Source organism: Methylorubrum podarium (assembly GCF_022179745.1).
Taxonomy (GTDB): Bacteria; Pseudomonadota; Alphaproteobacteria; order Rhizobiales; family Beijerinckiaceae; genus Methylobacterium; species Methylobacterium podarium.
In genome coordinates this window covers 1-5,027 of record NZ_BPRD01000263.1, presented here as the reverse complement: position 1 = coordinate 5,027, position 5,027 = coordinate 1, and the positions used below count along the sequence as shown (strand labels likewise).

Here is a 5,027-nt window from a genome sequence, read left to right as displayed (position 1 = left end):
CGGCGGCGCGCGCCTCCGATTCCTTCTGCGAGCGCTCGGCGATCTTGATGGCGTTGTCCTGCAGCACGAGCTGGCGCTCGCGCTCGGCCTCCGCGTTGCGCTGGGCGATGGCGAGATCCGCCTCGATCCGCGCGCCCTCCGAGTTCTTGCGCGCCTCGGCCTCGCGCTGGCGCACCGCCTGCTCGCGCTCGATCCGCGCCGTCTCCTCGCTCTGCTGGGCGCGCTGCTCGGCCTGTGCGGTCTCGGCGCGGGTCTCGGCGGTCTTGTTGGCGATGTCGCGCTCCTGTGCGAGTTCCGCCTCCCGGGTGGCGCGCTGGATCTCCAGCTGCTTGAGCGCGGTCTCGCGGTCCTTCTCGGCCACGGCGACCTCGGCGTCGCGCACCGTGGCGTTGCGTTCCTTGCGGCGCTGCTCGGTGATCTCCTTGAGCCGGGCCAGACCTTCCGCGTCGAAGGAATTGTCCGGGTTGAAATGCTCGATCGAGGTCTGGTCGAGCCGCGTCAGCGAGGCGGATTCGAGTTCCAGGCCGTTGTGGCGCAGGTCGCCCGAGACCGCCTCCTGCACGCCCTTCACGAAGTCGGCGCGCTTCTCCTGGAGGTCGGGCAGGGTCATGCCGGCGGCGACCGCCCGCAGGGCGTCGACGAACTTCGCCTCGATCAGCTCGCGCAGCAGCATCGCGTCGTTGGTGCGTTCGCCCAGCGTCTGTGCCGCGAGCGCGATCGATTCCTCCTTGGGCTCGACGCGCACGTAGAACTCGACCGTGATGTCGGCCCGCAGCCGGTCCTTGGTGATGAGCGACTCGTTGCCGGAGCGCTTCACTTCGAGGCGTAGGGTGTTGAGGTTCACCATGGCGATGGAGTGGAAGACCGGCAGCAGCACCGCGCCGCCATCGACCACGACCTTGCGCCCGCCGAGCCCCGTCCGGACGAAGGCGGTGTCCCGCGTCGTGCGCCGGTAGAGCCGGCTGAACACGAAGCCGATGCCGAGCACGGCCACGACGATGATGCCGGCGATCACCAGCAGGTTGACGATGCCGGAACTGACCATGTCCATGGAGAGCGATCCTTTCGGCTTGGGAGTCGGCTTGCGGGTCGGCTGGGGGAAGACGAGCGATCAGAGGTCCGGCGTGGCGGGGACCGCGACGTAGACCGCCTCATTCCGGTCCACGAGGAGGACGCGGGCGCCGGCTTCCATGGCCGGCGCGTCGGGGGCGGCGCGGGCGCGCAGGAAGTGGGTGTTGCCGTGGCGATCCACGGCCCGGACCTGACCCGGCAGACCGTGATCCAGCGGGCCGAGGGTGACCTCGGCGGTGGCGCCGACCAGGTCGTCGGCGGTGACGGCGTAGCTCTCGTCCCGCGGGATCAGCCGGGCGATGACCCTGGTCGAGACGCGCAGGGCCGGCAGCGTCGCCGCGGCGGCGATCGGGACCGCCAGGAGGACGGGCAGGGGCGCGACGAGGGCGGTGGCGAGCCCCTGCACGACGAAGCCCGCCAGCGCGAAGACGGCCAGCGCCAGGATCAGCAGGATCAGGAAGGGCACCCGGCCGAGATTGATCCACGACATCAGCGCCGCGGGCGAGAACGGGCCGTCCGCATCCGCCGCGGTGGCGAGATCGCCGCCGCCGCCCGCCTCGTGACCGAGGGCGCCGTCCACCAGCCCCGACAGGGAATGCCCGACGAGGAGGGACAAGGCCTCCATCGCGACGAGGCCGGCCATCACCGCCGCCGCCAGGGTGAAGGGGAACAGGGCAGGGCCGACGAGGGGGCCGATCGCTGCGCTCACGAAGGGCGCCCCTGCTTCAGCGCGGCGAGCCGCCGCTCGATGGCGTCGTCGCGGTGCAGCCGGTCCAGTTCCTCGACCGACGGGTCGGCGACCGCCGAGGCGGTACCGGTCACCCGGTCGATCGCCCGCAGCGATTGTTCGAGCTGGCGCGTGCGCGTGGCCTCCTCGCGGCCGTAGCCGTCGAGCGGGTCGGCCGCCTTCGCCGGCGGCTGCCGCAGCAGCGCGATCCGGTGCTCGGCGTCGCGCCGGGCGGCGTTGGCCGCCTGCATCGCCTTCGACGCCGCCTCATGGCGCTCGGCCACATCCGCGAGGCTCGAATCGATCGCCTCGATCTGGCTCTCCAGGTCGAGCTGCCGGGCGATCCCGGCCCGGGCCAGATCCTCGCGCCCGTTGGCGAGCGCGAGCGACAGCTTCTCCGGCAGCGCCGTGCGCTCCCCGTCGAGCTGGCCGCGGCGGGCCGTGAGGCGGTGCTCCTCCGCCTTGATCTTGCCGAGGTCGAGCCGCGCCTCGTGGATCACGGCATCGATCTCGCGCAGCGCCTGCTCGGCAATTGCGAGGCCGTTGCGGTCCTCCACCGCGTCGAGGGCGGCGTTGGACAGGCCGCCGATGATCCGGCCGACGCGGGTCAGGATGTTCTCGGGCATGCGGGTCTCCTCCTTCGGTGCCGTGACGGAGACGCCCACCTGGATGGTGAGCGTGTCGCCCGCGAGGGTAAGGCGGGCACTGGAGATTTCGCGCCAGGGGCCGTCGTAGCCCTCGACGCGGTAGGGCATCGTGCGCCGGCCGCAGAGCGTGGTGAGGGCGATCTCCGAGGCGCCCTTCACGCTGAACAGCTTGTCGTCGAGCGGCATCGACGTGACGGAATCGGGGTCGAGGCCGGCGATCTGCTGCGCGAAATCGCGGATGCCGAGCGTGACGAGGCGAGCCGGCAACCCGGTCTCGTCCCGCACGCGCTGATACCCGTGCTCGATCAGGGCGACGACGTTGGCCCGCAGCCCGTGGTCCCGGCGGATCCCGTCGAGGATGACGAGCATCCGCCGGTAGGCGGCGAGCAGGGCACGGACCGCGTCGAGATCCGCCGGCTCGGGCAGGAGCCGGTAGGTCAGGCGCGAGGGAAGGATTCCTGATCTGGGCACGAAGCCAACGTAAAACACCGATCTGGTGTTTTCAAGGGAATGCACGCCTCAGATGTGTCTTCTGTGTGCGATAGCTCGCATCCGGTGTGGGCGCGCGCCGGGCGCATTCGCTTGGGCGCCCGCCCCACGCCAGCCGGATCAAACCTCAGATGGGCGCACATGCCGTTCGACGAATTTCAAGCTGCCGACCGCGCAGCGAGACTGACCGGAGACTGCCAATTCTTCGGCCGTTGCATCCCAAACAAGGTGCCGTGCTTCTTGCAGCGGGATTTTATCGTTATAGCTGACAACCGATCAACGTAACTGCACAGCGACCGTTATTTTGCATTCAATTTTGAATGTTGATGGGTGGCGCTGAAGCAAACATCCGTTCGCCGCGTGACCTTCGATGTCGCATACCAATAGCCGGCCACCCGAGACGCAGGGCTCGGGGTCGATCTGGCGGCCGCAGCGGTTCTTCGCGCATCGACTGCAGTCCGTCCAAGAGCTCGAACGCCTGAACGACGGCGGAGGTCTTGCGGTCAACTTCTACCCGGTGTCCCGCGTATCGCCGCTGGTCCAGGTGGAGGGCGGACAGAGCCGGAGCATGAGCCTCTGGCGCACGCATTCGGCCACGGGCTTCCTGACGGTCCCGACGCTGGAAGCCGATCTGTTCACCATCCGGTTCGTCACCAACGGCCGGATGATCCGCCGAAACTGGCGCGGCGAGCAGATCGCGACGCAGGGCTACGCGACATTCAGCGCATTGGAAGATATGCGAAACGGAGAGGCCTCGGCGGGCTTCTCGGCGATCAGCAGCACGATCGCCCGCGCGTCCCTTCTGGCGAGCTACCACGCTCTGGAGCGGAAGCCGGATCGTCCGCTTCCCGTCCTGGAGCCGCTCACGTCGATCGACAATCTGGGAATGCGCGCGCTCCTCCTGTCGCTGGAGCAGATGCAGATCCGGCTGCGCGACGTGCGCACGGCCGACGACCTGTTTTTTCCGCTGCTTGAAGAGATCGTTTCATATCAGCTGTTGAGCGTGTGGCCGCGGGCACCGGTCGCCGAGGTGCCTTCAACCGGTAGTCTCACCGCTGCGCATGTCCGTTGCGCGGTCGATTACATCGAGGCGCATCTCGCGACGCCGTTTCGATTGGCCGATGTCGCGGCCGTCGCGGGCGTGAGTGTTCGCATGTTGCAGATGTCCTTCAAGCGTGAACTGAGCATGACGCCGGTCGAATTCATCATCGAGCGTCGTCTGCAGCGGGTTCATCGCGACCTCTGCAGCGAGATGCACAGGGACACTTCGATCGCGGAGCTGAGTCGCCGGTGGGGCTTTGCTCACATGAGTGATTTCGCCCAACGCTACCGACGCCGGTTCGGATGTACTCCCAGTGAAACACGACGTGACATGCTACGCAAAGTAGAATGACGGGAATATCATGAATGCGAAACGTTGTTATTTTTACGAATACAGCAATTTAAAGATATTTTAGGCGATTGACAGGCACATTGACTATCGAATAGGCCATTCCGGCGGGGCCAAATCTAAACATGCAGGTACGACGATCCTGCTGCCGCAAGGGCCTCGATTGCGCGCTGGAGTGACGGTTTTCAGGAGCCACAGATGCCCAGGTTCTTCTTCAACACCAACGACGACGTAGAGCTATGGGATGAAGAGGGAACGGAGCTGCCGGATCTCGACGCGGCGCGCCGCGCCGCCATCCGTTATGCTGGGGAACTCTTGAGGGAGGCCGGCGCGTCCGTCGGATTCGACGAGACGTGGCAGCTCGTGGCGAGCGATACGAGCGAAGCGGTGGTGTTCACCATCGACGTCAAGGTCACTCTGAATCAGGCGGCGCTCCCCGTCACGCGTCTCGACGCGGCCCACCGTCAGCAGCGTCCGAGGACACGGCAGTCCGAGAGGACCGTGCATTCGAACTGAACCGCTGCCCGGTTCACGGGACGGGAAAGCCTGTCGAGGGACGGTCCGTCGAACCTGCTGATCCCGGCGCCGTCTTCCGCCGATCGCGGGACCCTCACCCCACCTGCCGGATCGCTTCCCCCAGGATCATCGCGGCGCAGACCGCGACGTTGAGCGAGCGCAGGCCCGGCCGGATCGGCACCACCGA

At 67.4% G+C, this 5,027-nt stretch carries 5 protein-coding genes and 1 pseudogene; 2 read left to right on the top strand and 4 right to left on the bottom strand.

All coding sequences use genetic code 11. The features are described 5' to 3' along the window. From MFF42_RS13800 to MFF42_RS13790, 3 genes are all read right to left on the bottom strand, one after another. Nucleotides 1-1,051, bottom strand: a 1,051-nt coding sequence (locus MFF42_RS13800) for a flotillin family protein (RefSeq protein WP_283206879.1), incomplete at its 3' end; no start/stop codon positions are given. Nucleotides 1,052-1,111: 60 nt separating this feature from the next. Next, entirely contained in the window at nucleotides 1,112-1,780 is a 669-nt protein-coding gene (locus MFF42_RS13795) for an OB-fold-containig protein (protein WP_238256242.1), read from the bottom strand. Beyond that, a complete protein-coding gene (locus MFF42_RS13790) occupies nucleotides 1,777-2,916 on the bottom strand; it encodes a PspA/IM30 family protein (protein WP_238256241.1) in 1,140 nt (379 codons plus the stop codon). Before MFF42_RS13790 ends, MFF42_RS13795 begins: the two co-directional genes overlap by 4 nt. 388 nt (nucleotides 2,917-3,304) lie before the next feature. On the opposite strand from MFF42_RS13790, the gene MFF42_RS13785 reads away from it, so the two are divergent. Both MFF42_RS13785 and MFF42_RS13780 read left to right on the top strand, forming a co-directional pair. Then, on the top strand, nucleotides 3,305-4,327 hold the full coding sequence (locus MFF42_RS13785; protein WP_238256240.1) for a helix-turn-helix transcriptional regulator: 1,023 nt from the start codon (nucleotides 3,305-3,307) through the stop codon (nucleotides 4,325-4,327). 195 nt (nucleotides 4,328-4,522) lie between these two features. Next, nucleotides 4,523-4,840 (top strand): DUF6894 family protein, encoded by a 318-nt coding sequence (locus tag MFF42_RS13780; RefSeq protein WP_238256239.1) that lies wholly within the window; start codon nucleotides 4,523-4,525, stop codon nucleotides 4,838-4,840. Between the two features lie 94 nt (nucleotides 4,841-4,934). Here MFF42_RS13780 and MFF42_RS13775 read toward each other — a convergent pair. Continuing rightward, nucleotides 4,935-5,027 (bottom strand): annotated as a pseudogene (locus MFF42_RS13775) (tRNA methyltransferase); the annotation flags it as partial.